The organism is Pseudarthrobacter sp. (assembly GCF_036675385.1).
GTDB lineage: Bacteria > Actinomycetota > Actinomycetes > Actinomycetales > Micrococcaceae > Arthrobacter.
In genome coordinates this window covers 21141-46859 of sequence record NZ_JAKFFD010000073.1, presented here as the reverse complement: position 1 = coordinate 46859, position 25719 = coordinate 21141, and the positions used below count along the sequence as shown (strand labels likewise).

Annotated in this window: 23 protein-coding genes; 8 read left to right on the top strand and 15 right to left on the bottom strand. The window is 67.3% G+C overall.

What is annotated here, in order from left to right; translation table 11 throughout:
• Positions 1–24: 24 nt before the first annotated feature.
• From V6M49_RS05910 to V6M49_RS05885, 6 genes are all read right to left on the bottom strand, one after another.
• Positions 25–246 (bottom strand): hypothetical protein, encoded by a 222-nt coding sequence (locus tag V6M49_RS05910; protein WP_141140551.1) that lies wholly within the window; start codon positions 244–246, stop codon positions 25–27.
• The gene (locus tag V6M49_RS05905; protein ID WP_141140550.1) at positions 243–1460 is read right to left on the bottom strand and encodes an inorganic phosphate transporter; all 1218 of its coding nucleotides are present in this window, start codon (positions 1458–1460) and stop codon (positions 243–245) included. The genes V6M49_RS05910 and V6M49_RS05905 overlap by 4 nt, the downstream gene beginning before the upstream one ends.
• A gap of 147 nt (positions 1461–1607) precedes the next feature.
• Complete coding sequence (locus tag V6M49_RS05900) at positions 1608–2123, bottom strand: HAD domain-containing protein (protein WP_332760542.1); 516 nt, start codon at positions 2121–2123, stop codon at positions 1608–1610.
• A gap of 175 nt (positions 2124–2298) precedes the next feature.
• Positions 2299–2730 (bottom strand): VOC family protein, encoded by a 432-nt coding sequence (locus tag V6M49_RS05895; RefSeq protein WP_141140548.1) that lies wholly within the window; start codon positions 2728–2730, stop codon positions 2299–2301.
• 111 nt (positions 2731–2841) lie between these two features.
• Positions 2842–3561, bottom strand: coding sequence for a response regulator (locus V6M49_RS05890; protein WP_141140547.1), 720 nt, complete (start codon positions 3559–3561; stop codon positions 2842–2844).
• Entirely contained in the window at positions 3558–5510 is a 1953-nt protein-coding gene (locus V6M49_RS05885) for a DUF4118 domain-containing protein (RefSeq protein ID WP_332760541.1), read from the bottom strand. The genes V6M49_RS05890 and V6M49_RS05885 overlap by 4 nt, the downstream gene beginning before the upstream one ends.
• Positions 5511–5688: 178 nt before the next feature.
• Between V6M49_RS05885 and V6M49_RS05880 the strand changes: the two genes are divergently transcribed.
• Positions 5689–7662 (top strand): amino acid transporter, encoded by a 1974-nt coding sequence (locus tag V6M49_RS05880; protein WP_332760540.1) that lies wholly within the window; start codon positions 5689–5691, stop codon positions 7660–7662.
• A gap of 20 nt (positions 7663–7682) precedes the next feature.
• On the opposite strand, the gene V6M49_RS05875 is transcribed toward V6M49_RS05880, so the two are convergent.
• Positions 7683–8438, bottom strand: a complete 756-nt coding sequence (locus V6M49_RS05875) for a ZIP family metal transporter (RefSeq protein ID WP_332760539.1) — start codon at positions 8436–8438, stop codon at positions 7683–7685.
• A 142-nt stretch (positions 8439–8580) separates the two neighbouring features.
• Between V6M49_RS05875 and V6M49_RS05870 the strand changes: the two genes are divergently transcribed.
• Positions 8581–9201, top strand: coding sequence for an L-threonylcarbamoyladenylate synthase (locus V6M49_RS05870; protein ID WP_058932553.1), 621 nt, complete (start codon positions 8581–8583; stop codon positions 9199–9201).
• A 36-nt stretch (positions 9202–9237) separates the two neighbouring features.
• On the opposite strand, the gene ligD is transcribed toward V6M49_RS05870, so the two are convergent.
• The gene (gene ligD, locus V6M49_RS05865) at positions 9238–10260 is read right to left on the bottom strand and encodes a non-homologous end-joining DNA ligase (RefSeq protein WP_332760538.1); all 1023 of its coding nucleotides are present in this window, start codon (positions 10258–10260) and stop codon (positions 9238–9240) included.
• Positions 10261–10339: 79 nt separating this feature from the next.
• On the opposite strand from ligD, the gene V6M49_RS05860 reads away from it, so the two are divergent.
• On the top strand, positions 10340–11017 hold the full coding sequence (locus V6M49_RS05860; RefSeq protein ID WP_254748461.1) for an alpha/beta hydrolase family protein: 678 nt from the start codon (positions 10340–10342) through the stop codon (positions 11015–11017).
• 39 nt (positions 11018–11056) lie between these two features.
• Here V6M49_RS05860 and V6M49_RS05855 read toward each other — a convergent pair whose 3' ends face one another.
• Both V6M49_RS05855 and hrpB read right to left on the bottom strand, forming a co-directional pair.
• Entirely contained in the window at positions 11057–11209 is a 153-nt protein-coding gene (locus V6M49_RS05855) for a hypothetical protein (RefSeq protein ID WP_332760537.1), read from the bottom strand.
• A gap of 156 nt (positions 11210–11365) precedes the next feature.
• Positions 11366–14161 (bottom strand): ATP-dependent helicase HrpB, encoded by a 2796-nt coding sequence (gene hrpB, locus V6M49_RS05850; RefSeq protein WP_332760536.1) that lies wholly within the window; start codon positions 14159–14161, stop codon positions 11366–11368.
• Positions 14162–14256: 95 nt separating this feature from the next.
• On the opposite strand from hrpB, the gene V6M49_RS05845 reads away from it, so the two are divergent.
• Entirely contained in the window at positions 14257–14517 is a 261-nt protein-coding gene (locus V6M49_RS05845) for a hypothetical protein (RefSeq protein ID WP_141140541.1), read from the top strand.
• 48 nt (positions 14518–14565) lie between these two features.
• Here V6M49_RS05845 and V6M49_RS05840 read toward each other — a convergent pair whose 3' ends face one another.
• The 3 genes from V6M49_RS05840 to V6M49_RS05830 form a co-directional block, all read right to left on the bottom strand.
• Entirely contained in the window at positions 14566–16419 is a 1854-nt protein-coding gene (locus V6M49_RS05840) for a gamma-glutamyltransferase family protein (protein WP_332760535.1), read from the bottom strand.
• 98 nt (positions 16420–16517) lie between these two features.
• Entirely contained in the window at positions 16518–17774 is a 1257-nt protein-coding gene (locus tag V6M49_RS05835) for an MFS transporter (protein ID WP_141140539.1), read from the bottom strand.
• Positions 17775–17784: 10 nt separating this feature from the next.
• Positions 17785–19944 (bottom strand): elongation factor G-like protein EF-G2, encoded by a 2160-nt coding sequence (locus V6M49_RS05830; RefSeq protein ID WP_332760534.1) that lies wholly within the window; start codon positions 19942–19944, stop codon positions 17785–17787.
• Positions 19945–20107: 163 nt separating this feature from the next.
• Here V6M49_RS05830 and V6M49_RS05825 point away from each other — a divergent pair, with 163 nt between their 5' ends.
• Positions 20108–20686, top strand: coding sequence for a hypothetical protein (locus tag V6M49_RS05825; RefSeq protein ID WP_141140537.1), 579 nt, complete (start codon positions 20108–20110; stop codon positions 20684–20686).
• Between the two features lie 40 nt (positions 20687–20726).
• Here V6M49_RS05825 and V6M49_RS05820 read toward each other — a convergent pair whose 3' ends face one another.
• A complete protein-coding gene (locus V6M49_RS05820) occupies positions 20727–20963 on the bottom strand; it encodes a hypothetical protein (RefSeq protein WP_332760533.1) in 237 nt (78 codons plus the stop codon).
• 438 nt (positions 20964–21401) lie between these two features.
• On the opposite strand from V6M49_RS05820, the gene V6M49_RS05815 reads away from it, so the two are divergent.
• Positions 21402–22922: an HNH endonuclease signature motif containing protein gene (locus V6M49_RS05815; RefSeq protein WP_141140535.1), complete on the top strand. Its 1521-nt coding sequence runs from the start codon at positions 21402–21404 to the stop codon at positions 22920–22922.
• A 23-nt stretch (positions 22923–22945) separates the two neighbouring features.
• Here the strand turns inward: V6M49_RS05815 and V6M49_RS05810 are convergent, their stop codons facing one another.
• Complete coding sequence (locus tag V6M49_RS05810; protein WP_332760532.1) at positions 22946–23881, bottom strand: 5'-3' exonuclease; 936 nt, start codon at positions 23879–23881, stop codon at positions 22946–22948.
• Between the two features lie 372 nt (positions 23882–24253).
• Between V6M49_RS05810 and V6M49_RS05805 the strand changes: the two genes are divergently transcribed.
• A complete protein-coding gene (locus V6M49_RS05805) occupies positions 24254–25069 on the top strand; it encodes an alpha/beta fold hydrolase (protein ID WP_332760531.1) in 816 nt (271 codons plus the stop codon).
• A 62-nt stretch (positions 25070–25131) separates the two neighbouring features.
• Positions 25132–25716, top strand: a complete 585-nt coding sequence (locus V6M49_RS05800) for a histidine phosphatase family protein (protein WP_332760530.1) — start codon at positions 25132–25134, stop codon at positions 25714–25716.
• Positions 25717–25719: the final 3 nt, after the last annotated feature.

Here is a 25719-nt window from a genome sequence, read left to right as displayed (position 1 = left end):
CTGCGGTGTGGACGGGCTGAAGGGCTACTTGCTGAAGTAAGGAATGATCAGGTACAGCCCGAACATCACAGCCATGCCGCAGAGGCCAAAGCAGGCGTAGGCGAAGTAGCGTTTGGCGCGGGGTGAGGCCTGCCGGGCGTCACCGGCGATGGCCGTCAGCCGCACGCCCAGCGAATACAGGACCACAACCGTTACTGCGGACACCAGGGTGGCACCTGCCACTGTCAAGAGTTCCAACCACTTCATCGCTGAACATCCTTGTGCTGGTTCGCCTTGGCGCGGGCCCGGGCGAAGGCTTTCTTCTTAGCAAAGCGGACGGCCTGGCCCGCTTCTTCGACTTCCACGGCGTTGTGGTGGCCCACCGCGGACTTGCGGGAGTAGGCGAACATAAACAGCACCGCAGCGGTGCCGGCGACGGCGGCAATCACCACACCCACCACGCCGGTCTTCACGAGCAGCGCGGTCAGCGCGCCCACAACGCCGGCGGCGGGAAGTGTAAACAGCCAGCCCAGGGCGATCTTGCCCACCATGTTCCAGCGCACCGTGGTGCCCTTACGGCCCATTCCGGACCCGATGACGGACCCGGACGCCACCTGGGTAGTGGACAGGGCGAAACCCAGGTGGGAAGACGCAAGGATGGCAGAGGCGGTGCTGGTCTCGGCTGCGAATCCCTGGGCAGGCTTGACCTCGGTGAGCCCGGAACCCATGGTCCGGATGATGCGCCAGCCACCTGCGTAGGTGCCGACGGCGATGGCCAGGGCGCATGCCGTGATGACCCAGAACTGCGGGCCCGAACCCGGGGACTGGGTGCCGGCGGAAATCAGCACCAGGGTGATGATGCCCATGGTCTTTTGTGCATCGTTGGTTCCGTGGGCCAGCGCCACGAGGCTGGACGTGAAGATCTGGCCGGTGCGGAACCCGCCCCGCTTCTGCGTCAGCTTGCTGCCGGTTTCAGGATCGTGCCGGGACGTCAAGGCATACGCGAGCCGCGTGCAGAGGTACGCCACAAGGCCGGCAATGAGCGGGGCGAAAATGGCGGGCAGGATGACCTTCTGCAGCAGGGTTTCCAGGTTCACGGAATTGAACCCGATGCCGGCGATGGCCGCGCCGATCAGCCCGCCGAAGAGTGCATGGGATGAGCTCGACGGCAGTCCCTTGAGCCAGGTGATCATGTTCCAGAGGATGGCACCCATAAGGCCGGCGAAAATAATGTCCGGCGTGATCTGGACACCGTCGGAGCCTTCCCGGATGATGCCGCCGGAGACTGTTTTGGCCACTTCCGTCGAGAGGAAGGCACCGACCAGGTTCAGGATTGCGGCGAGCGTCACAGCGGTCTTCGGTTTAATGGCACCGGTGGCGATGGGCGTAGCCATCGCATTCGCGGTGTCATGGAATCCATTTGTGAAGTCGAAAAATAATGCCAGTCCGATGACCAGCGCCACCATAAAGGTGATATCCACCTGTTGCCCAATCTGCAGAGTCGACGTTCAGCAGTTCCGCTACCCGCCGTGCCCTGCAACACATTATTCACCTGCAGTTCATGTGAAATGACCTGTGGAGTTAACAGAACCGGCGCGAAACCCTATCGATCGTACGCGTCCCTGGCATCAGGTCAAAAACAGATGCTCCGTGACAAACGCACCGACGGCGGCCAGTTCGGCGGGAGAGATTCCCCGGCGCGGATCGGGCGACACCGTGAGGATGCGTGGGCCCAGGAATCCGGCCCACGCTAGTGCTTCCTGTTCATAGCGGAGCTGATCGTCAATCCACACGATGCCATCCGGGGCGTTGGCCACCAGGTCCTCCTGGAGGGCGGCAAGCTTCCACCACCCCTCCCCCGTTCCGGCACCATCCGCTGTCAGGCAGGGCCAGTGGCCGCCTGCAAGTCCGATGGCGGGGCACAAGTATTCCGCGGCCATCTCCTCCCAGCTGGTGAGCCACACGCACCGGACTCCAGGCAACCGGGAAAGCCAGTTCAGCCCGTCAACCAGCTGGCCCGCATACGCCACTTCGAGCACGCCGGCGTTCGCAAGTATCCAGCCGGAACCCCATGGCGTCTTGCCCGTTGCTCCGAACGGGCAAACGACGCCGTCGACGTCCAGGTACAGGGTGACGTTCCGCACTGCCGCTCCCGGTCAGGCCGGCAAGCCCGGAGCGGCCCCTAAATGATTGCGGGGCTGCACGCATCAATGGTTGCATTGCGTGCAGCCCTTGCTCAAGGACTCGCGGATAAGCGGTGTCTCCTAGGCAGAGAAGGCCTTCGGTCCGTCGTTCTATGCCCTGGTTTGACGTGGGAGCCTAGGACGCGGGAGCGGCCTGGGGGTTGTTGACGTTGACCAGCCAGGCGGTGCCGAACTTGTCGGTGCACATACCGAAGATATCGCCCCAGGGCGCCGGTTCCAGGGGAACGGTGACCGTGCCGCCGTCGGCGGACAGCTTTTCCCAATAGCCGCGCAGTTCGGCTTCGTCGTCGCCGCTGAGCGAAACCGAAATGGAGCTGCCGGTCGCGAGGTCCATACCGTTCGGCGTGTCCGCCCCCATCAGGACCAGGCCGTTGCTGGAGGTCAGCATGCCGTGCATGATTTTGTCGGCTTCCGCCGGATCTTCGCTGGCGTGAAACTCCCCGAACGTGCTGAGGGCCAGGTCGCCGCCGAAGACGGACTGGTAGAAGGTCATCGCCTCGCGGGCGTTCTCGCGGAAGCCAAGGTAGGGGTTGAGCGTCGTTGGCATGGCCGGTTCTCCTTGAAGTACAGAACGGATTCGGATTCGGAACAGTCAACATCCTGCCGCACTTCCCGCCGCCTTCATAGGGGTTCACGGCAACCTGATGCCCCGCAGTTTTCAGGGCATAAAGCGGTATCCCACACCAGGTTCGGTGAGGAGGTGGCGGGGTTTCCCGGGATCGACCTCCAGCTTCCGCCGCAACTGGGCCATGTACACACGCAGGTAGTTGGCTTCCGTCTGGTAGGCCGGTCCCCAGACGTCCAACAGCAGCTGCTGCTGGGTCACCAGCCGGGCAGGGTTCCGGACCAGCAGTTCCAGGATGTTCCATTCGGTCGGCGTCAGCCGGACAACGTCCCCGTCCCTCGTGACCTGCCGCTGGGCCAAGTCCACGGTGAAGGAGGTAGCGGCCACCGTGGGTACCGACGCCGGATCCGGAACGCGGCGCAGGAGCGCCCGCAGTCGGGCCAACAGCTCATCGAGTCCGAACGGCTTGGTGATGTAATCATCCGCACCGGCATCCAGGGCGTCGACTTTGTCCGATGAGCCGTGGCGTGCGGACAGCACCAGTACGGGCAGGTTGCTCCACCGACGGAGTTCCCGCAGGACTTCCGCTCCATCCAGGTCCGGCAGTCCGAGGTCCAGGATGATCACGTCCGGCGGACGGTGGGAAGCGGCACGCAAGGCCGTGCCGCCGTCGGACGCTGACTCCACGGCGTAGCCGTGGGCCTGGAGCGTGATCCGGAGTGCCTTCAACAGGTGGGGATCGTCGTCGACAACCAGCACACTGGTACGGCGGCCGCCCTGCGTGCCGGAAGAATCAGCCTGGTCCGTGTTCATATGGCCTCCTGCCGCGGCTGGCCGGCCGCGTGGCGCGCACCCGGCGAGCCGGTGGAAAGGGCCAGCCTGATCACCATGGTCAGCCCGCCGCCGGGAGTTTCCTGTGCAGTCAGCGTGCCGCCCATGGCCCTGACGAACCCGTCGGCGACGGCCAGGCCAAGTCCCACTCCGGTGGCCTGGGGCCGGTCGTGGAGCCGCTGGAACGGCTGGAACATCTCCAGCACCTTCCCGGCGGGCACACCGGCGCCGTGATCGATGATCCGCAGTTCGCCGGACGGATAGCCATCCAGCGTGGCTGCCCCCATGCCGTCGGACGTGCCGGTGATGGTGATCCCCGAACCCGGCGCGTATTTGACGGCGTTTTCCACAATGTTCGCGATCACGCGGTCCAGCAGCACCGGGTCGGCTTCCACTGTGGGCATGTTGGCGGGCAGCTCCACCCGGACTGTACCGTCCGGGAGCCCGCGCAGGGCCGGGGCAACAACCTCGCTCCACCGCACGGGTCCCAGCAGCGGCCGGACGGAATCGGCGGTGATCCTTGACATGTCCAAGAGGTTTCCCACCAGCTGGTCCAGCCGGTCCGTGCATTCGTCAATGGTTTCCAGCAGCTCCCGTTCTTCCGCGGGCGTATAGGTGACGGTCCGCTGCAGCAAGCCACCGGCGGCGAGCTTGATCCCCGCCAGGGGCGTCCGCAGGTCGTGGGACACCGCCCGCAGGATCGCCGTGCGCATGGAGTTCCCTTCGGCCAGCCGCAGCACCTCGCGCCGGCTGACGGCCAGCTGGCGGCGTTCCAGCTGGGCTTTCACGTGGACCGCAAACGCACCCAGCAACCGGCTTTCCACTGCCGGCTCCTCCCTGCCGAACAGCACGAGCCGGGTGTCGGCGTCGACCGGTTCCGCGGTGCTGCCCGGCAGTCCGGTGACGCCACGCTCCCACCCGGGGATATCCCCCGCGCCGGCCACTAGCGACCAGATCCTGCCGTCTGCGCCGCGGACTCCGGAGGGTCCCGACGTCGGACCCGAACCTTGCGCTGTGCCCTCCCGGCTGCTGTACACGCCGGCACCGGTGGCACCAAAAACGTCCAGGGCCTCCGCCAGGATCCCGTCCAGGGTGTCCTCCGAACGGGAGGCGCCCAGGGCGAGGTCGCCCAGCGTCGCCGCCTCCGCCTGCGCGCGGGCAGCCTCCTTGGACCGGCGGGCAGACCCGTCCACCACCCCGGCGACCGCCACCGACACTCCCACAAAAACGGCCAGGGAGAGGAGGTCCTGGGGATCACTGATCGCCAGGTCCCCCAGGGGCGGCGTGGAAAAGTAGTTCACCAGCACGCTGCTCCACAGCGCGCCGACCACGGCAGGCCATAACCCGCCCACCAGCGCCACCGCAACGGCGCCGGCAAGCTGGATCAGGACGGCGGTGGCAACGCTGTGGTCGAAGGCTGCGAGCATCAGCTGCAGCAGGGCGGGCAGGGCTGCTGCGAGCGCAAAGCCAATGGCAACCCTGGTGCGGCCCAGGTCAGGCCGCCGGCGTGGTGCGTTCCGCTGGGGCGGGACGCGGGGAACTACCTGGACATCAACGTCGCCCGCACCGCGGACCACCCGGGCTTCCACGGTGCCGCCGGCGAACAACCCTGCCAGCACACCGGCAAGCGGTCCGCGGCGGGACTGCCCCACAACAATATGGGTGGCACTGGACTTGCGGGCGTAATCGAGCAGGGCCCGGGCCGGATCCGTCGCGGAAACGGTGTGGTAGGTCCCGCCCAGGTCTTTGACCAGCCGCCGCTGTGCCTCCAAAACCTGGGGAGACTCGCCCGCGGTACCCCCCGTGGTGCGGACGTGGACGGCCACCAGCTCGCCGCCGTCGGTCCTTTCGAGAATCCTGGCGGCGCGCCGGATGAGCAGTTCTGCGTCATCGCTGCCGTTGAGGCCAATGACTATCCGTTCCCGTGCCATGCCGCCATTCTCCCACCCGGATCCCCGCGTCCCGTGCGGGCCTTTCCCGGGGTTGGTGGCTTTGGTCATACGGACGTTAAGGATGCGTCAAGATCCGCCCGAATCCGGCTCCAGGGCGAGTGGGCAGTACTAGATTCGGCTGTGCCCGCGGTGCTGTGCCGCAGACTGAAAGGCTCCCATGACCACCATGAGCAGACCCCCTGCCGATCCCTCGGAACTCCGTGCGACGCGGAAGGCGGCCCTTGGCAGTTGGCTGCTGCATGGATTGGAGGATGCCAAGGGCACCCATCAGGGGCCGGGCGGGCTCGCGGACAAACAAAAGAAGCACCACTGGTGGCAGGTGATGTGCCTGACCGGCGTGGACTACTTCTCCACGCTGGGCTACCAGCCGGCCATCGCGGCGCTCGCGGCCGGTGCCATCTCCCCCTTGGCAACGCTTGTCCTGGTGGCCGTGACTCTGTTCGGCGCCCTCCCCGTCTACCGCCGGGTTGCCGGCGAGAGCCACCGCGGCGAAGGGTCCATTGCCATGCTGGAGCGGCTGCTCCCCAAGTGGCGGGGCAAGCTCCTGGTTTTGGTGCTGCTGGGTTTCGCGGCCACCGACTTCATGATCACCATGACGTTGTCCGCCGCCGATGCCACGGCACACCTGATCGAGAATCCGTTTGCACCGGACGCCCTGCACGGCCAGGAGGTGGCCGTAACGCTGGTCCTGCTTGCCCTGCTCGCTGCCGTTTTCCTGCGCGGGTTCAAGGAGGCCATCGGCGTCGCCGTTGTGCTGGTGGTCCTGTACCTGGGGCTCAACGTGGTGGTCATCGCGAGGTCGCTCGCGGAGGCAGCCGCCCATCCGGTGGCCGTCGGTGACTGGTGGCAGACTCTTAACACCTCCCACGGAAATCCGCTGATGGCGGTAGCCATCGCCCTGCTCGTCTTCCCCAAGCTGGCGCTGGGGCTGTCCGGCTTTGAAACCGGCGTGGCGGTGATGCCGCAGGTCCGCGGCGGCGCGGCCGACACCCAGGAGAACCCGGCCGGGCGGATCCAGGGGACCCGGCGGATGCTGACCACCGCCGCCGTGATCATGAGTTCCTTCCTGGTGACCAGCAGCTTCACCACGGTTGTCCTGATTCCCGAGGACGAGTTCCTGCCGGGCGGACAAGCCAACGGCAGGGCACTGGCGCTCCTGGCGCACGAATACCTCGGGCCGGGCTTCGGCACGGTGTATGACGTGAGCACCATCGCCATCCTGTGGTTCGCCGGAGCGTCGGCGATGGCCGGCCTGCTGAACCTTGTCCCCCGGTACCTGCCGCGGTACGGCATGGCCCCGGCGTGGGCGAAGGCAGTCCGGCCGCTAGTGCTTGTCTTCACGCTGATCGGGTTCCTGATCACCTGGCTGTTTGAGGCCGACGTCGATGCCCAGGGCGGGGCGTACGCCACCGGCGTCCTGGTACTGATGACCTCGGCTGCAGTGGCCGTGACACTCTCGGCCCGCCGGCTTCAGCAGCGCAAGCGGACCATCGGCTTTGGCATCATCACGGTGCTGTTTGTCTACACAACGGTCGCCAATATCTTTGAACGTCCCGAAGGCATCCGGATTGCCGGCTTCTTCATCCTGGGGATCATCAGCATCTCGCTGCTCTCGAGGGTGCTGCGGTCCTTCGAACTGCACGCCACGCACGTCCGGCTGGACACGCAGGCCCTGGAGTTCATGGCGGAGAACCTGAGCGGGCCGATCGGGATTATCGCCCACGAGCCGCTCCGCCAGTCGGCGGACGCTTACCGGCAGAAACTGGCCTCATCCACCGAAGCAAGCCATTTCCCGTCTGATTACCGGCCGCTGTTCCTGGAAGTCACTGTGGACGATTCCTCCGACTTCGAGACGGCCCTGGAGGTCCGGGGTGTGGTGCGGCACGGGTTCGCCGTCCTGGAAGTCCACGGACCGGTTGTGCCCAACACCATCGCCTCGGTGCTCCTGCACATCCGCGATGTGACCGGGCTGATGCCGCACGTCTACTTCCGCTGGACCGAAGGAAATCCTGCCGTGAACCTCCTGCGCTTCCTGGTGCTGGGCGAAGGCGAGATCGCCCCCGTGACGCGCGAGATCCTCCGCGAAGCCGAACCGGATGTCACCAAGCGGCCGTGGGTGCACGTGGGCTGACCGTTGACGACGGCGGGACGTCACCCCGCGAGCTGGTGGACTGTGAAGGCCGTCAGGAACCCGACGGACGCGGTCAGTCCGGTGAGGTTGTGGTGCTCTTCGAACGCCTCGGGGATCATGGTGTCGGCGAGCATCGCCAGGATCCCGCCCGCCGCGATCGCGGTAATGAAGGCGATGACGGCGTCCGGAGCGTTCTCCAGCGCCACGTACCCGAGCAGTGAGGCGAACCCGCACATGACGGCTATGCCTCCCCACACTCCAAAAATGTAGCCGGTACTGCGTCCTGCCTTCTTCATCCCGGCAGTTCCGGAAAGACCCTCGGGAACGTTGGAAATGAAGACAGCCGCAAGCATGGCCGGACTGACCGATCCCGCCGTGACGAGTCCGACGCCGAGCACTATCGACTCCGGGATCCCGTCGAGGAGGGCGCCGAAGGCGATGGCCGTGCCGCTGCCCGGGCTGTCCTGCTCCGACGGTTGCTGGCCGCCTGAGCGTTTGCGGTGTTTTGCGCCGGCCCGGGTGAGGAGCGTGTTCGCACCCACGTAGACCACGGAGCCGGCCAGGAATCCGGTCACGGTGGGCCACAGGCCCCCGCCATCAACCGCTTCGGCGACGAGCTCGAACGCCAGTGCCGAAATCAGCACGCCCGCCCCGAACGACATGATCGAGGAAACAAGTTTTGACGGGATGGCCCATTTCCACGACGCGGCGGCCCCCAGCACCAGGGCGGCACCGGCCACGGTTCCCCACATCAACGCCTGAAGCCACACCGGCATGCTGCCACCTTTCGTTCGCCCCGCACGGGACTCACCCTGCTGACTGAACCCATAGGTCCTGAACCTATCCTCCCTCGGCGTTGCACGTGCGGCGCCGTGCCTGTCTACTGGCCGGGGCGCCAATTGTCGTAGGCTCAGGAGCATGGCCAGATACTTTGATGTTCATCCCCAGGATCCCCAGCCCCGCGCCATCACGCAGGCCGTGAAGATCGTGCTCGACGGCGGGCTGATCGCCTACCCCACGGACTCCTGCTACGCCCTCGGGGCCCAGCTGGGCAACAAGGATGCGCTGGACCGGATCCGGAATATCCGCAAGCTCGACGACAAGCACCACTTCACGCTGGTGTGCAAGGACTTCGCCCAGCTGGGCCAGTTCGTGAACATCGGCAACGACGTCTTCCGCGCCATTAAGGCCGTCACGCCGGGAAGCTACACGTTTATCCTGCCGGCCACCAAGGAAGTGCCGCGCCGGCTGCTGCACCCGAAGAAAAAGACCGTAGGCGTGCGCATCCCGGACAACCGGGTGGTCCAGGCGCTGCTGGCCGAACTCGGCGAGCCCCTCCTCTCCAGCACCCTGCTGCTCCCGGACGAGGAAGACCCGCTGACCCAGGGCTGGGAAATCAAGGAACGGCTTGAGCACGAGGTGGACGCGGTCATCGATTCCGGCGACTGCGGGGCAGAGCCCACCACGGTGATCGACTATTCCAGCGGAGTGGCCGAGGTGGTGCGTCGCGGCACCGGCGACCCGTCCCGGTTCGAGTAGGCCCTTCCTCGTACGCGAGGACCGGCTGGAACGGACTCAGTCCTGTTTGCGGGCCCGGCTCGGCTGCACCCGCGGGGGCTCGCCGGGCATCTTCGGGTAGTCCGGCGGGAACGGCAGTTCGCCGAGCCCGGCCTTGAGGTCCCGCTCCCACCACTCCAACAGCACGTCGATGGTGCCCGGATGCGCCTTCATGTCTGCCCAGGGATCGCCCACGGTCCTGAGCCGCTCGGGGACCGTCAGGATGGTGAAGTCCTTGGGATCCGCGCTGCCCAGTTCGTCCCAGCTGATGGGGCAGGAGACCGGCGCATGGGCCAGCGCGCGGGGGCTGTACGCGCCGGCGATGGTCCGGTCCCGGTTCGCCTGGTTGAAGTCCAGGAACACCTTCACGCCGCGTTCCTCCTTCCACCAGGCCGTGGTGACCTTGTCCGGTATCCGCCGCTCCAGCTCGCGGGCCGCAGCGATCACCGCGTGGCGGACGTCCAGGAATTCGTGGTTGGGCTCGATGGGAGCATAGACGTGCAGGCCGCGGTTCCCGGATGTCTTGACGAACGTGTCCAGCCCGGCCTCCGCCAGCACCTCCTTCAGCGCCAGGGCAGCCGGGACGGCGTCGTCGAAGTCTGTGCCCGGCTGCGGGTCAAGGTCGATGCGCAGCTGGTCCGGGTTATCGGTGTTCGCTGTAAGGGACGGCCACGGGTGGAACACCACCGTATTCATCTGCACCGCCCATACAGCCGCGGCGGGTTCGTCCAGGACCAGCATGGGGTGCGAGCGTGCGCTCGGAAAGGTCACATTCACTGAGCGGATGAAGTCAGGTGCTCCCTTGGGCGGGTTCTTCGAAAAGAACTGGTCCCCCTCGACATTGTCCGAGTACCTCTGCAGCGCCACCGGCCGGTCACCGTTCGCGGCGATGAACGCCTCCCCCACATCCACCATGTAGCGTGCGAGGTCCAGCTTGGTCAGACCGAGATCCGGCCAGAGCACCCTGCTGGGGCTGGAAACGCGCATCTCGCGCTCGCCGTGCGGTCCCGGGACAGTGAGGGTGGTCTGTTCGCTCGCCATGGGGACAACCTACCCTGCGCCATGCGTGGCGTCAGCACCCCGGCACCCAGCGCTGCCGGTGATCCGGCATCATGGACCTATGGCCGTAGCTGAATCCCCTGTCACCTTTCCCGTCGGCGACGTCGAGGTCTCCGGCGTCTACGCCCGCCCGGACAGCCCCTTCGCCACCCTGGTGCTGGCGCACGGGGCAGGCGCCGGTATGGAGCACCCGTTCATGAGCGGTTTCACCCGTGGACTGAACGACGACGGCGTTGCCACCCTGCGCTTCAACTTCCCCTACCGCGAGGCCGGCCGGAAGTTCCCGGACCGGCCGCCGGCAGCCATCGCCGCCTGGCGCGCCGCCATGGACGAAGCCGCGCGCCAGGCGCAGGCCCACGGTGATACGGGACCGGTGTGGGCTGCCGGCAAATCGTTTGGTGGCCGGATGGCGTCCATGGCAGTTGCCGAGGGAATGGACACTGCCGGACTCGTCTACCTCGGCTATCCCCTCCACCCGCCCGGCAAGCCCGAAAAGCTCCGCGACGAGCATCTCTACGGGCTCACGCTGCCCATGTTGTTCCTGCAGGGCACGCGCGACACCTTCGCGACGCCGGATCTGCTGGAGGGTGTCATCTCCCGGATCGGTCCGTCCGCTGTCCTGGACTGGATCGACGGGGGTGACCACTCCTTCGCCGTCGCCGGCAAGAAGCGCGACGCTGCAGAGATCGGAGCGTCGCTGGCGCCCAAGGTGGCCGAGTTTATGCGGAGCCGCGGCTGACCGATCCGGCCAGCCGTAACGGCCACGTGCCCCGACCAGCTACGCAGCGTCCTCGTGCCACCAGCCTTCCCAGGCGGTGGAGGTCAGCAGGCCGGTGGGGAAATCGGTCTTACCGATCCCGCCATTGTGCGGGCGGCTGCCCTCTCCGCGGCCGGCGTCAAAGAGGAGGTTCAGGCTACTCAAAAGCAACATTATGTGTGTCCTTTCGTGTGGTGGTCTGGACCACGTTGTCCAAGTAGGAACGAGCCTAACTGCGCCATGTTTCAGCGGGTCGACGTAACGTTTCGGCGACGTATCGGACTTCTCACCTGTGCAACCAACGCAAGAAAGGCCGCCGGCGGTCCTGCGCTACATGCGGGCTTTGGTCCGGGCCGTCGGCAGTGCCGTCCAGGGATCCTCCGGCCAGGGATGCCTGGGGTAGCGGCCGCGCATCTCGGCCCGCACCTGCGCGTACGGCCCGGACCAGAACGATGCCAGGTCGTCCGTCACGGCAAGCGGCCGCCGCGCAGGCGACAGCAGGTGGAAGAGGACAGGAACCCTGCCGTCCACCAGCCGTGGGGTCTCAGCCCAGCCAAAGCACTCCTGCAGCTTGACCGCGACAACCGGCCGGCCGCCGTCGTCCGCGCGTGCCTGCCGCGGTGCTTCCTGCCCGGGTCCTGCCTGGTCCGCCGCGGCACCATCTGACCCGGCACCGCCTGGCGCCGCTCTGTCCGACACCTCGGGGTAGTCGATCCGCACCATCGATCCGCTGGGTACTTTCAGTGCCTCCGGTGCCAGCTCCGCCAGGCGGACCGCCTCCGGCCAGGGCAGCAGCCGCCGCAGGGGGTCGGTGAGGTCAATGCTGTTGGTGGCGGCGCCGCCCGCCAGTTTCTCGAGCTCCGGTCCCAGCCAGGAATCCAGCCGGGCCAGCAGGGCCGGTTCGGAAACGTCGGGCCACGGCTCGCCCAGTTCGCGGCGCAGCAAGGCGAGGCGGCGGCGCAAGGTGTCGGCCGCCGTCGACCATCCGATGGTTCCCAGCCCCTCTTTGGCGAGGGCACGGGCCACGGCGGCACGGCCTTCCTCGGCGGAGGGGCGGACGGGCGTGGAGGACAGGCTGATGGCACCCAGCCGGCGTTCCCGCCTGGCCTTCAACCGGCCCTGGCTGAACTGCGCTTCCACGGCGTCGGTCAGGAGGTGCCCGGCGGCGGCCTCGGCGGTTTCGGCGCTCAGCGGCGCGGCGGACCGGATGACCGCGCCGGTACCGGCTGCGTCCCGGCCGGCGGCGCGTGAAACTTCCGCCACGGCCAGCCACTCATGCCCGGTGAGCGGACTGCCCGCCGGCAACCCCGCACGCGTGCCGGACGACAGCAGGTACCGCGCCGGGCCATCGCCCGGGACGCACCGGGCCACGCGGTCCGGGAACGCCAGCGCGACGACGACGCCCACCGCCTCCGCGGCCGTCACCGGCGCGGACCTCACCAGGGACGCAATGGCGGATTGCACGATGGCGGCGCCTTCAGTCCGCGCAATGCCCTCCAGCCGGCGGACGTCCTCTGCCCAGCGCCTGGCGGCGGGGTCCTTTCCGGCGCGCAGGCCGGACAGGAGCCGGGTGAGGTCGGCCCCCGGGGCCCGCTGGTCCCCGGCTACGAGCGCCACCGCTTCCGCTGCGGCGCGGTGACCTACGGCCGCTGCGCCGTCGAGCAGTGCGCGGGCCAGCCGGGGATCGGCCGGGACCCGTACCAGCGTCCGCCCCAGTGCGGTGGCGTGCCCGTCCCGCCCCACGGCTCCGAGTTCGCGCAGCACCTCAATAGCCTCGCCCATGGCTGCTGCGGGAGGTTCATCCGGAAGCGCCAGCCCGGCGCCGCCCGGTGATCCCCAGCAGGCCAGGACCAGCGCAGCACCGGTCAGGTCCGCGACGGCGATTTCCGGCGTCACGTGTGCCGGCGCGGCACCATAGGTCCTTTGGTCGTAGCACCGGACCACCCGGCCCGGGCCCTGCCGTGCGGCCCGGCCGGCCCGCTGTTCGGCTGATGCCCGGGAGCAGGAAACAGTGACCAGCCCGGACATCCCGCGGCTGGCATCACGGCGGGGTTCGCGGGTCAGCCCGGAATCGATGACGAGGCGCACTCCAGGGACGGTCAGGGATGACTCGGCCAGGTCCGTGGACACGATGATCCGTGCCGGGCCGCCGGGCCGGCGCCCCGAAACTGCCTGGTCCTGTTCGGCCGGGCTCACCTGGCCGTGGAGCTCCAGCACGTCGGTTCCGGGGGCAGCCCGGCCGCGGAGGCGGGCCGCCACATAGGAAACCTCCCAGGCTCCCGGGACAAAGACCAGCGCATCGGTGCCAGCGTCCTGCCCCACCGCCGCAGTATGGGCCTGCGCGGCTGTATCGGCCACGTGGTCCAGGAACGCGCGTGTGACCCCACGGTCATCCAGCCGCGCCACGGCGGCCGGTACCCACTCCACTGCCAGGGGGTACAGCGCTGAGGGGCAGTCGACGACGGGAGCCGGCCCGCCGTCGTCGTCCGCGGTCCTCGCCTGTCCTGTCTCTGCATTCGCGGCTGCGCCCCCGATCAGGGCGGCGAAGCGGGGCGCGTCCAGGGTGGCGGACATGGCCACCAGCGTAAGGTCGCCGCGGAGCTGCCGAACTTCGACGAGCATCCCCAGCAGCAGGTCGGTTTCGAGGCCGCGTTCGTGGACCTCGTCCAGGATGACCGCGCCAGTGCTTTCCAGGCCGGGATCATCGAGCAGGCGCCGCAGCAGGATGCCTGGTGTGACAAACTCCACCAGCGTGGCGGGCCCGGCCTGGCGTTCACCGCGGACGGTGTACCCCACGCGGTCTCCGATCCGGCTGCCGTCCAATGAGGCCAGTCGCCGGGCGGCGGCACGCGCTGCGACCCGCCGCGGCTGGGTGACCACCACCCGCTTGGCCATTCCTGCAGGCGCGGCAAGGTTGGCGAGCAGCGGCGGGACAAGCGTTGTTTTGCCGGTGCCGGGCGGCGCCTGCACCACAGCCGTACCCGCCGCACCGCCGGCGCGCAGCACAGAGGACAACTCGGCCAGCGATTCGGCGAAGGCAAGACCGGTGCCGATGACCGCCAGATCAAAGGTGCCGGCACCAGAGGTGCCAGCAGGGACGGCGGCGGGGTCGGTGGGCGATGTCACCCGTCCATTGTCGCCGCTAACCGGCGCCGCCGTCAGCGCAGGTGCGGTGGGATGGGTCAGACTGGAGGTCGTCGACCACGAAAGCAGGACTTCCCTTGATCAACCTCCAGCAGGACTCCGAAGGCTTCATCCGCATGAAGAGGCACTTTCCCGCCACTGCCACCGTGACCGTCACGTTCAGCGACGGCTCCCAGGAGCCATTCTCCGGCCGCCGGCTCAACGAGCTCTACGACGACGCCCTCGCGGTGTTCCGCGCCCAGAACCAGCTTGATGCCAAGGGTTTTTCCCGTGGTCCGCAGAAAAAGGTGCAGACCACTATCGAGTTTGTCCCCGTCCGGCCCGGGATGGGGCAGTAACCCGGGCCACCGCGCCAGGCGGCTCCAGGGCCAGCGGACCACGTATGTTCACCGCGCCGGCTGGACCACCATCGCCGAACCGCCACCGCGCCGCAGGGGCTCGGCAACCGCGGTCATGCTCTTGCCAGGCCCAAACTCGATGGCTGTCGCGGCGCCGATCTCCGCAGCCGACGTGAAAGCGTCCCCTGCGGGCACCAACTTGTGACCGTATGGTGCCAGGGCGTCTCCATAGGCCTTGATGAAGTCCGGCTCTGCCGTGACGTTGGGGGTGTTGCGCTGGGACGCACGCGGGGCCGCCAGCGAGTCCAAAATACTCATATCCAGGTCCACCCTGTTCAGGATGGTCTGCAGCACCGTGGTGATGATGGTCGATCCGCCGGGGGAACCGAGCGCCAGGAACGGCTTCTCGTCCTTAAGGATGATGGTGGGCGACATCGAGGACCGTGGGCGCTTGCCCGGCTCGATCCGGTTCGGGTCCTCGGGATTGGTCGACGTATAGGAGAAGTCGGTGAGCTCGTTGTTGAGCAGGAACCCGCGGCCGGGCACCACGATGCCGGAACCGCCGGTCTGCTCGATGGTGAGGGTGTACTCCACAACGTTCCCCCACTTGTCAGCGACCGTGAGGTTGGTGGTTGAGATGTTTTCGGTGTCCTTCTCGTTTGCGGCCGCTGCAGGCGAAACCGTGCACGCACCGTCGTACGATGCCACGTCCCCGGCAGGTACGGGCTTGATTGCCGCCGTCGCGGGGTCAATGGCGCACGCCCGCTCCTTGCCAAACACCGGGTCAGTGAGGGCTTCGGTGGGGACGTCGGCAAATGCCGGGTCCCCGAGGTACTTGCCGCGGTCTGCGAAGGCGAGCGCGCTGGCCTCAAGGTAGTGGTGCAGGGCGGCTGGTTTTGCCGTGGGCGACAAGTCAAACGGTTCCAGGATGTTCAGCGCCTCGCCCACTGTTGTGCCACCGCTGCTGGAGGGCGCCATGCCGTAGACGTCGTAGCCGCGGTACTCCACATGCGTGGGCTCCTGGTCCAGCGTCCTGTAAGCGGCGAGATCCGCCGTCGTCAGGTATCCGGGAAGGGCTGGAATGCTGGTGGGCGGTTCCGTCACCGGAGGCACCCAGGCGGGGTCTTTCGGCGGAGCCTGGACCGTTGCCGCGATCTCCGTCGCGAGTTGTCCGCCGTAGAAGGCATCCGTTCCCTCCTTCGCGAGGAGCCGGTACGTCGTGGCGAGGTCCTTGCTGTGGAAAATACTGCCGACGGCGGGAGCGTCACCGCCGGGCAGGAAGAGACTCGCCGTGGCGGGGAAGGCCGAGAACCGTACTTTGTTGTCGAGCGTCTGCTGGCGGAATGTTTCGTCCACCACGAAGCCGCGGTTGGCCACCCTGATGGCAGGTTCGAGGGCCTCGTCAAGGTCCAGCGTGCCCCAACGCTCCAGCGCCCGTTCCCACGTCGCCGGCGTTCCGGGGACGCCCACGGAGACGCCGCTCGAGACGAGCTCTGCGAACGTGTATACGACGCCGGTGGCCGGATTCACGAACGCAGTGGTCGGCATCGTTGCCGGAGCCGTTTCCCGGCCATCGATGGTGCCCACTTTGCCGGACTTCGCGTCGTAGAACACGAAGTATCCGCCTCCGCCGACGCCGGCGCTGTACGGCTCGGTCACACCCAGGGTCGCGGCCGCGGCGACGGCGGCATCCGCCGCATTGCCGCCGTCGCGCAGGACCTCGATAGCCGCAGCGGACGCCTCCGGGTCAACGGTGCTCACCGCCCCGCCGTAACCGGTAGCCACCGGTGTCTTATCGGTCGCGCGGGGATCTGCGAACGCGGGACTGGTCACCGCCCCACCCGTCACGCTCAAGGCCAGAACAGCCGTTACGGCAGCTAATTGACGTCGCACACTAGGCATGATCTCTCCCAAGTCGGGGTGTTGCGCAGGGTGGGTTTGCGCCACGATACTCTGCCCTGTTGGGACTCTCAAGGCTTTTTTGCGCCGGGGCCACGGCTTCAGGCCGGTGTGCCGGCTTCGGTGGTGGCTGTGTCGGCCGGCGAGCGCCGCCGCCGGCTCGCCAGCAGGAACGGCACGGCGAACAGCTCGATCACACCGCTGATGGCCAGCGAAAGGGGGTAGCCGTATAGGTCCGCTGCCCGGCCCATCAGCGGCTGCACGACAATTCCGCCGCTGGATCCCATGAGTGAATCGAAGCTGAGCACCGTTGCCCGCTGCTTTGAAGCAATCATGTCGTTCAGATAGGCCTGCCGCACCGGGGTGCCCGCCGCTGAGATCAGGGCCCACAGCACCAGCAGCAGCAACGCCACCCAGAACACACGCGTAACGCCGAGGGCCACCAGGATCAAGGCGCCCATGCTGCTGCTCGCTACCAGGACCGTGGTGCGTTTGCGGACCAGGCGCCGGACCATGGGCGCCAGCCAGCCGCCCACCACCTGGGCCCCGGCCACAATGCCCGCCGCGAGGCCGGCGACAGAGTAGGCGCGCGGGTCACCGAAGAGCTCCAGCAGGTAGGGCTGCAGGGCATAGAAAACATAGATCCCGACGCCGGCGCTGAAAGGCGCTGCGAGCATGATGTACCGTACGGGCGGGTTTTTCAGGCCGTTGTCGATGGAGGCGGACAGCACGTCCCGGCTCGCCTTGAGCGGATGGGGAGAACGTTCCGGAGTGAAGCCCACATCGCGCATCAGCCAAAAGGCCACCCCGAACATCGCCAGGAGCACTCCAACGCGCAACAGGAACGGCACGCCGAGGTCGGTGGCCTGGGCAATCACGCCGCCGGCCGTCGAACCGACGAGCATCGCGATGCCAGAGACCATCAATCCCCGCCCGAACACTGCCTCCAACTCGCCGTCGTAGCCGGAGAAACGCAACGCATCCACCAACCAAGCCTCCACGGCCCCGGAGAAGAACGTGAAGCCCAGGCCCAGAAGGACCGACACCACTGCCCAGGCCCAGAAGGGAGCGGACAACTGCCAGAGCAGGTAGTACAGGTAGGTGGAGGCAGCCAGGGTCACCGTGCCGAGCAGGAATGAGACCCGGCGTCCCCAACCGTCCGCGATGACCCCGGTAGGTACTTCGAACAGGACCATGCCGGCCGTGAAAAAGGCGTTGGCCGCGAATGCTTCCAGGTTGCTCAGCCCGGCATCCAACAGAAAGAGCGTATTGATGCCCCAGATGAAGGAGGCCGCAAGGGTGTTGCCCAGCGTCAGGGTGAGGTAAATGCGCTGGATCTTCCGCGCGGCGGCGTTCATGACGATCCGTTCATGAGCCGCTGGGCACCGGGTCATGCCGGAGGTACCGGCGCCGGAACCGGCCGGTCCCGGCAGTCAGCGCCCGCAGCTCCACAGCGTACTTCAGCAGTTCCTGGTCCGGGACTTCCGCGCTGATTTCGGTCAGCTCACTGCCGGAGGTGGCCGTGCCGGTGAGCCGTCCGCGGCGTGCTGAGAGATCACTCATCACGGCCCCCACGTGCGCCTCGGACACGGTGATGCTGACCGCGGAAACCGGCTCGAGCAGCTGGATACGACCGGCCGCGGCGGCCTCCCGGAGCGCCAGGGCCCCCGCCGCCTGGAAGGCGGCGTCGGAAGAGTCAACGCTGTGGGCCTTGCCGCCCACCAGCGTGACGCGGAGGTCCACCACGGGGAACCCGGCAGCCAGCCCTTTCTGCATCTGCGCACGCACCCCTTTCTCCACGGAGGAGATGAACGTTCCGGGGATCACCCCGCCCACCGTTTTGTCGACGAATTCGAACCCGCCGCCACGGTCCAGCGGCTCCACGTCGATGTCGCAGACGGCATACTGCCCGTGGCCGCCGGACTGTTTGACGTGCCGGCCGTGGCCCGTTGCCGGGGCGGCGAACGTTTCCCGCAATGGCGTCACTACGTCAATGGTGTGCAGCTTCACGCCCTGGTCGCGCAGCCTGTCCAGCACCACCTCGGCATGGGCCTCCCCCATGCACCAGAGGATCAGCTGGTGTGTTTCCGCGTTCCGCTCAACCCGCAGCGTGGGATCGCCGGCGGCCACCTTCGCCAGGCTCCGGGCCAGCGCGTCCTCGTCACTGCGCGAGTCCGCCTCGACGGCCACCGGCATCAGCGGCTCCGGCATCTCCCAGGTGGCCAGCAGGAGCGGCTGGTCTTTCGCGGAAATGGTGTCCCCGGTTTCGGCGCTTCCCAGTTTCGCCACCGCGCAGATGTCACCGGCCACGCAGTGCGCAACGGGACGCAGGTTGGGGCCCAGCGGAGAATACAGGTGCGTAACGCGCTCGTCGGTGTCGTGGTCCTGATGGCCGCGGTCCGCGAGCCCGTGCCCGCCGACGTGCACCGGAGTGTCAGCACGCAAAGTACCCGAAAATACACGCGTCAGGCAGACCCTCCCCAGGAACGGATCAATGGTGGTGCGGACCACCTCGGCCGCCAGCGGCCCGTCCGGGTCACAGGCCAAGGCCGCCGCTGGAGCGCCCGCCAGGTCAGTCACCCCAGGAAGGCCGCCCTCCACCGGCGACGGGAAGCCCCGGGTCAGGACTTCCAGCAGTTCGGCCGTGCCGAGTCCGGTGACAGCCGAGGCCGGCACCACCGGGAAAAAGGAACCGCGGGCGACGGCGGTTTCCAGGTCCGCGATGAGGACATCGGTATCGATGTCCTCACCACCCAGATAGCGGTCCATCAGGGTCTCGTCCTCGCTCTCGGCGATGATCCCTTCGATGAGCCGGCCCCGGGCGGCTTCCGACGCCGCGCGCTCGCCGGCGTCAACGCCCCGGGAACCGGCGGCCGGCTCCCCGGCGGAATAGTCAGAGACTGTGCCCGTCAGCAGTCCCAGCAGCCCACTGGTTTCGCCGCCGGACCTGACCGGGACGTACAACGGCAGCACCGCGTCGCCGAACGCCTGCTGGCAGGCGGCCAGGACGCCGTCGTAATCTGCCCGAGGGTGGTCCAGGCGGGTGATGACCACAGCCCGCGGCATCCCGAGGCTTTCGCATTCGCCCCAGAGCGCCGTAGTGGTGGCGTCGATTCCGTCAACGGCGGAGACAACAAAGAGGGCGGCGTCCGCAGCCCGGAGCCCCGCCCTAAGTTCGCCGATAAAGTCCGGATATCCCGGAGTATCCAGCAGGTTCACCTTGGTCCCGTCGACGAGCAGCGGAACCAGGGACAGCGTGACCGACCGTTGCTGCCGCACTGCCGAAGGGTCAGAATCGCTGACGGTGGTGCCCTCCGCGATGGAGCCTTTACGTGAAATCATGCCGTGGGCGGCCAGCATTGCTTCGATCAGCAAGGTCTTCCCGGCTCCCGAATGCCCCACAAGCGCCACGTTGCGCACCTGTTCCGGATCTGTTGCCGCGATGCCGTGCGGAGCATCTGCCCGGCGTACCTCCGGCCCTCCCCGCCCCGGTGTCCGTGCTGCGTCCTTTGCGGCTTTCACTGACATGGGAACCTCCTGGCGTCTTTGCCATGCACCGGGCCGAATCGTGTTTCTCTGATTCGACACCCTGGCGGGCGCAAGGGCAAGAGCACGCGCCGGGACGACGTGGCCGCGGCGGAGGATAATGGCAGCCAGAGCCCAAGAGTCCGTGCCACTGTGAGGGGGTCCCATGCAGCCGGTTCCGCGCATCACAGTGGAGGTTCCCGTCCTCACGGTTGGTGCGGGCCCGTCCGACTACGAGGCGCTGGCCAGTTATGTCAATGCCCTGCGCAGGCCGCAGGGGCTGCACCTGACGCTGCTGCATATCGGCATCCTGGCGGATTTTGCGCAGGACGTCGCGGACTGGACCAGGGGGATGACCTCGGCCGGTGAAGCCGCCCGGCGCACGGCGGGCTGGTTGCAGGGCCTGCCCGTTCTCGACGGGTTTGCGGGCACCTCGGAACAACTGATCGTGCTGGGCGGCGGCGGCATCTCCGGGCTCGAAGTGGATGTGCCCGATCGCGTACACGACTACCAGGTGTCCCTCGTGCAGGGCCTGCATGATCTCCTGGACCGGCTGCTCGTGGACAATGTGGACGACTTCATCCTCAGCTCCCCGGCACTGGGCTACCGGTACCCGCACTGGGTGCCCCATGTCGCCGTCGGCCGTCCCCTGTCGCGGGATCACCGGCCGCGGACGATTGCCCCGCTGGACGTCGTTTTTGGCCCGTCGCGGATCAGGAACGGCCGGTTCCTCACGGCTGACTGAGCTCTTTGCGCCTTACTCAATTGCCCCGGGCGTTGTCGGCTCAGCCCTGAATGAGGGCGGGGCGGTCCAGGACGAGTTTGGTGGTGTGCTCCGCATACGCCGTGGGGGCGTCGTCGAAGTGTGCCAGATGGCTGGTGACCTTCTCTGCCGGGAAGTTATTGGTGTGGACCCAGTCCAGGAGTTCGGGCAGGACAGCGCGGGGATGCGAGACGCCCAAATGCAGCGTGATGTCGTTGGCGTACATATGCATCAGCGGAATCCCGGTGTTCGTGCCCACGTAGTAACCCACGGCCGTGCAGATCCCGCCGGGCGCGGTGGCGCGGATGGCGTTGCGGATCCCGCCGGTGCTGCTGGAGGCCTCAACGACGACGTCGTACCCCGCTCCGGGGACGGAGCCCTTTTGGATCGCGGGTGCGAGGCGGCCCCGAGGGACTCAGCGACCTCCAGCCGCCGCTGGCTCGTGTCCACCTAATCGACCACCGAAGCGCAAGCTTGCCGGTACTGAGGAAATTCAGTTCACGCCTGAGCGGCCCGTTCTGTGGTTCCGTGGCGAAACGTAGTGGCCTCTGGCGGCGCCTTCAGCCCGGGACGCCACCCACGATACGGGCGGCGACGGCGTCGGCGAATTCGCTGGTGCCAGACGAGCCGCCCATGTCCTTTCTCGAATGGGCCCGCAGGGACTTTAAATGTCAGACCCTCGCAAGATGATGTGAGTATGAAAGAGAGCACGGCAGTGGAGGCGTTGGAGGCCATCAAGGCCTCTGTCGCTGCGCTTGCTGCGGTGATTCCTGGCGCGGGCCCTACCGGTCAAGATGATCCGGATCCGCTGCGGCAGCAGTCTGACCGCTGGCTGGACACCCTCGCGGGGGCTGCCCGGCTGCAGGCTGCCACGGCTGCCCTGGTGGTCCACGCCGCAGCCGGGTTCGCCAACACGACCCGGACGATGGCCTCCCCGAACGCGCTTCCGCAGGGCCGCATCGCTCAGGAGATGGCGGTAGTCGCTGAGGTCGCGTGCGTCCTGGCGGTCAGCGAGCGGACGGCCGGTGCGCTCCTGTCCGAGGCCCACGAACTGACCACCACCCTGCCGTTGACGCTGGCCGCCCTGCAAGACGGGAACATTTCGTGGCAGCATGCCCGGGCCATGGTCGACGAAACCGCCAGCCTGAACCCGGCTGGCGCCGCCGCCCTGGAAGCCCACTTCCTGGACCCGGACGCACCCAACCCGGCACAATGCTGTCCCGCGGGGGAACTCGTTCCGTCCAGGTTCCGGCACAAAGCCCGGACCTGGCGCGAACGCCACCACCCGGACAGCATCGAAAAACGCCACACCAAAAGCGCCCTGGATCGCCGGCTGGAGTTCGCCCCGGACCGGGACGGCATGGCCTGGCTGAGCGCGTACCTCCCCGCGGACCAGGCGGCCGGGATCTGGGACCGCACCACCACGGCGGCCCGCGCCCTCCAAGGACCCCATGAGGACCGGAACCTGAGCCAAATCCGCGCCGACGTGGCCGCCGGGTGGCTCCTTGGCGGCACTGCGGAGCACGTGCCGTCACCGTCGGCGCAGGTTCTGGTGACTGTGCCGGTGTTCGCCCTGATGGGCCTCACCGACGAACCCGCCATGCTCGACGGATATGGGCCGATCCCGACGTCGATGGCCAGCCGGCTGATGGCCGAAAGTTCCTCGTCGTTCCACCGTGTCTTGACTGATCCCCGCGACGGGGCGCCGCTGGAGATCGGACGGACCAGCTACCGCATCCCCGTCAGCATGCGGCAATGGCTCCGTCTGCGGGACGGGAAATGCCCGTTCCCCGGCTGCAGCAACCAGTCTCTGGACAATGAGGCCGACCACCTCCTCGCCTGGGCCGACGGCGGCACCACCGGCATCAGTAACCTGGGCCAGCCATGCCGCAGGCACCACAGGCTGAAACACGCCACAGCTTGGACACCCGCCGGGGCGAGCGCCGGCAAGCCTCCCGGCTGGATCTCCCCCACCGGCCGCCAGTACGCCAGGGAACAGCAGGACTGGGAACCACCCGATTGGCCACCCGAAATCCTGAACCAACGATGGCACCGGGAAGTTGGTCCTGCCCTGCCCGAAGACATCCGGCCCGAAGACATCTTGCCCGGCGAAGCGCCTAAGGAGCTGCGCCCGGTAGATCCCTTCCTGGAGTGGAGCTGGCAACAGGCGCCGGTCGACGAGCCATGGCCGGAGTGGAGCATCCCCCAAACGGTCTAGCTGGGCCTATGCAGGAATCACCGCTACTGCCGGTCAAGCGCGTCGAGCAGCCGTTTGACCGAGCCTCCAAGGTTCCATTCGACGGCGAGACGCTCCAGCTCGGCGCGCGATTCGCCGTCGACGGGGTGCAGCTGTGCTCCCGCATCCTCGAGGGTGGGAAGCGGGAGGTCGCGCACGATTTTCACAACCGTTGGCGCGACCGTGAGGTAGTCGGCGGCCGCGGCCAGCTTTGACCGAACCGAGGCGGATACCCCGCCTCCCCCGTCGGCGGCTGCAGCGAGCAAGTTCTCCAGTGTGCCGTACTCGCCAAGGAGCGAAGCAGCGGTCTTCTCGCCGATGCCGGCAACGCCTGGCAGCCCGTCGGAGGCGTCGCCGCGAAGGGTCGCGTAATCGGCATACTGTTCGGGCAGCACGCGGTACTTCCCGACGACGACGGCGTCCGTCACGACTTCGAGGTTCCTCATCCCCCTCGCGGTGTAGATCACCCGGACCTGACGGTCATCGTTGACGGTCTGGAAAAGATCACGGTCGCCGGTGACCACATCCACGGGGAGGTCTGCGTGGCTGGCATAAGTACCGACGACGTCGTCGGCCTCGTGTTCCGCGACCCCCACGATGGCGATGCCGGCGAGTTCGAGCACGCGGCGGATCATCGGAAGCTGCGCCTCGAGCGCGTCCGGGACGACCTCGACGTCGGGGGCATTCGACACAAGTTCGGCAACCCGGTGCGACTTGTAGGTCGGGATGAGGTCCACGCGCCACTGCGGACGCCAGTCGTCGTCCCAGCAGGCAATCAGATGCGTTGCCCCGTAATCCGTGGTGAGGCGGGCGATCATGTCCATCAGGCCGCGAACCGCGTTCACAGGCGTTCCGTCAGCACGGCGGATCGTGTCCGGCAAGCCATAAAAGGCGCGAAAGTACAGTGACGCAGTATCAAGCAGCATCAGGCGGTGTGGCATACCTGATCCTGACACGGAAGCAGCTGCCGGGCTATGAGAATTTACCGGCGACAGAACGCTCCCATGGGGTTACGATGCCTCTATCGGTTCAAGCAGCGGGCCAACCTTCTGTGTTTGTGAGGTTTCCCTGTGGCCGAAGATGCACCCGTAAAGGAAGATGCACCCGTAAAGACTGCGCCCCGAGTGCCCATGAAGCAGGCTTCGGACCCGCACCCGCCGCCACGTCATCACGACGACGAACGGAACGGCCCCGCCGCAGCGGCTGACCGGGATGCTGCTCCCAACCCCTATGGCTTCGACCGAGAGCACTGGCCGGGCCCGTGAGCCCGGGTGGTGGTCCTGCGATGAGCGCGCGAACTCCAGGCTGACGACATGCCCCACGTCACCGTCAATGGTGTTGATCTCTACTACGAAGAGAGCGGCCAAGGGACACCAATACTGGGCGTGCACGGAACACCCAGTTCGGCTGTGATGTGGGCGGACGCCGCAACCGAACTCGCCCGGCATGGCCGCTGCATCATCTACGACCGCAGGGGTTTCCACCGCAGTGCCCCGCCGCGGCCGTTCGCGACCTTGGACCTCGTGGATCATGTCGACGACGCAGCCGCAGTCCTGGCGGCGCTCCGTGCCGGGCCGGCAATCGTGATCGGCCGCAGCACAGGCGGCCTGATCGCCATCGAACTTTCCCGCCGTTTCCCGGACAAAGTCAAAGCGCTGGTCCTATTGGAACCGGCGTTGTTCACCATCGCTCCGGATGCAGACGCCTGGGCCCGCGGCCTGCGCCGCCGTGTGCTTGAGCGCACGGACGCTCAGCCCGGGCTTGCCGCCGAGATTGTGATCCGGGAAGCCCTGGGGGATGCGACGTGGGAGTCGCTTCCCGCAGGGCTCAAACAGATGTTTGCCGACACGAGCCACGCTGTCCTGGCCGAAATCAACGGCCACGGCCTGGATCTCAGCGACGATGCTCTGGAACTGAACGAGGAGCAACTCGCCGGGATCCGCCGGCCCACCCTGATTGTCTCCGCCGAGGACTCCCCCGAGGCCTGCCGGTCCGTGAACGCCAGGTTGTCGGGTGCACTGCCCTTCACCCATACGGTGCTGGTCCCGGGCGGGCACCTTATTAATCCTGCCCATCCGGCTGTCGTGGACTTCATCGACCGGAACGCCGGACCGGACTCTTGGGCCTAGAAAGGTTGCCTTGATCCCGGCGGCTGCCCGGACCGTCCCCGCCGTCGGGGAGAATAGACAGCATGACCCTTACGACCTTCGCCCTGATCCGCCATGGCCAGACAGACTGGAATGCGCAGCGTCGGCTCCAGGGAGCCACCGATATTCCGCTGAACGACGTCGGCCGTGGGCAGGCGCGTGACGCCGTCGACGTCCTGTCAGAGTACGAGTGGGATGCGATCGTGTCCTCGCCGCTTAGCCGTGCCGCGGAAACCGCCAGCGTGATTGCGGACGGGCTGGGGCTGAGCGTTACGCGGCACATTCCGGCGCTGGCCGAACGCAGCTTCGGACCGGCAGAGGGGTTGCAGGCCGGCCCCGAGCTGGAGGCCCTGCGCATACCCGGTGGTTACCGCGGCGCCGAAAGCGAGGAAGACGCGGCCGCGCGCGGGTTGGGTGCACTGGAAGCGCTGGCCGAAGAATTCCCCGCCCGCCGCGTCCTTGTGGTCGCCCACGGCACACTCCTCCGGGTGAGCCTTAACCGGGCCATCGGCCGCACATTGCACAGGATCGACAACGCGGTGCTGAACCTTGCCCACCACCATGCCACCGAGGGCTGGCACCTCGAATACTTCAACGGCGAGCGCGTAGTGGCTGCAGCCCAGGGCTGATAA

Excerpts from the sequence above, each read along its gene's own strand:
- V6M49_RS05815 (WP_141140535.1), top strand. The coding sequence starts at position 21,402 with ATGAAAGAGAGCACGGCAGTGGAGGCGTTGGAGGCCATCAAGGCCTCT.
- V6M49_RS05880 (WP_332760540.1), top strand. The coding sequence starts at position 5,689 with ATGACCACCATGAGCAGACCCCCTGCCGATCCCTCGGAACTCCGTGCG.
- V6M49_RS05910 (WP_141140551.1), bottom strand. The coding sequence starts at position 246 with ATGAAGTGGTTGGAACTCTTGACAGTGGCAGGTGCCACCCTGGTGTCC.
- V6M49_RS05875 (WP_332760539.1), bottom strand. The coding sequence starts at position 8,438 with ATGCCGGTGTGGCTTCAGGCGTTGATGTGGGGAACCGTGGCCGGTGCC.
- V6M49_RS05885 (WP_332760541.1), bottom strand. The coding sequence starts at position 5,510 with ATGGCACGGGAACGGATAGTCATTGGCCTCAACGGCAGCGATGACGCA.
- V6M49_RS05840 (WP_332760535.1), bottom strand. The coding sequence starts at position 16,419 with ATGCCTAGTGTGCGACGTCAATTAGCTGCCGTAACGGCTGTTCTGGCC.
- V6M49_RS05810 (WP_332760532.1), bottom strand. The coding sequence starts at position 23,881 with ATGCCACACCGCCTGATGCTGCTTGATACTGCGTCACTGTACTTTCGC.
- V6M49_RS05805 (WP_332760531.1), top strand. The coding sequence starts at position 24,254 with ATGCCCCACGTCACCGTCAATGGTGTTGATCTCTACTACGAAGAGAGC.
- V6M49_RS05830 (WP_332760534.1), bottom strand. The coding sequence starts at position 19,944 with ATGTCAGTGAAAGCCGCAAAGGACGCAGCACGGACACCGGGGCGGGGA.
- ligD (WP_332760538.1), bottom strand. The coding sequence starts at position 10,260 with ATGGCGAGCGAACAGACCACCCTCACTGTCCCGGGACCGCACGGCGAG.
- V6M49_RS05895 (WP_141140548.1), bottom strand. The coding sequence starts at position 2,730 with ATGCCAACGACGCTCAACCCCTACCTTGGCTTCCGCGAGAACGCCCGC.
- V6M49_RS05860 (WP_254748461.1), top strand. The coding sequence starts at position 10,340 with ATGGCCGTAGCTGAATCCCCTGTCACCTTTCCCGTCGGCGACGTCGAG.
- V6M49_RS05890 (WP_141140547.1), bottom strand. The coding sequence starts at position 3,561 with ATGAACACGGACCAGGCTGATTCTTCCGGCACGCAGGGCGGCCGCCGT.
- V6M49_RS05855 (WP_332760537.1), bottom strand. The coding sequence starts at position 11,209 with ATGTTGCTTTTGAGTAGCCTGAACCTCCTCTTTGACGCCGGCCGCGGA.
- V6M49_RS05835 (WP_141140539.1), bottom strand. The coding sequence starts at position 17,774 with ATGAACGCCGCCGCGCGGAAGATCCAGCGCATTTACCTCACCCTGACG.
- V6M49_RS05825 (WP_141140537.1), top strand. The coding sequence starts at position 20,108 with ATGCAGCCGGTTCCGCGCATCACAGTGGAGGTTCCCGTCCTCACGGTT.
- V6M49_RS05800 (WP_332760530.1), top strand. The coding sequence starts at position 25,132 with ATGACCCTTACGACCTTCGCCCTGATCCGCCATGGCCAGACAGACTGG.
- V6M49_RS05870 (WP_058932553.1), top strand. The coding sequence starts at position 8,581 with ATGGCCAGATACTTTGATGTTCATCCCCAGGATCCCCAGCCCCGCGCC.